Source organism: Siphonobacter sp. BAB-5385 (genome assembly GCF_002261125.1).
Classification (GTDB): domain Bacteria; phylum Bacteroidota; class Bacteroidia; order Cytophagales; family Spirosomataceae; genus Siphonobacter.
Genome location: NZ_NMPS01000015.1, coordinates 1 through 559 on the forward strand (window position 1 = coordinate 1; position 559 = coordinate 559).

The following is a 559-nucleotide window of genomic DNA, read 5'->3' on the forward strand; positions in this document are numbered from 1 at the left end:
GGCTCACGGTTTTGCCTTCATCGGGCAGATCACCATTGAAACGGACGTCGTTCGGGAAAACAATCAGACCTACCGCCTGGGATGGTCCGAGCAGTGTAAAGACGGCTCGAAGATGGGCGTTGGATCACCCGAATACCTGTTGCTGTTTCGAAAGCTACCCTCGGATACCTCGAATGCGTACGCGGATGAGCCGGTAACTAAATCAAAAGACGAGTACACCCGCGGTCAGTGGCAGATTGATGCCCGTGCTAAGTGGAATAGTTCCGGAAATCGCCTGCTCTCCAGTTCGGAAATTGCCGCCTGGCCAGTAGATAAGATCGCTAAGGTCTTTACGCAGCGGGCGAAAGATTCGGTCTACAATTATGCCGCTCACGTGGAGGTAGCTAATCAAATGGACGAGGCAACCAAGCTCCCCGCTTCGTTTGAAAGCCTGAAGATTCCCGCCCGCTCGGAAAACGTATGGGATGATGTGGTACGCATGCGTACGCTCAATACCCGTCAATCCCAGAGCCGGGAAAACCAGCATATCTGTCCCTTTCAGCTGGATATTGTCGAGCGG

The 559-nt window shown here is 53.5% G+C and carries 1 protein-coding gene; it reads left to right on the forward strand.

From position 1 onward, the window contains the following. Positions 1 to 559: hypothetical protein (locus BWI93_RS27570; RefSeq protein ID WP_217902202.1), on the forward strand; the 559-nt coding region annotated here is incomplete at both ends.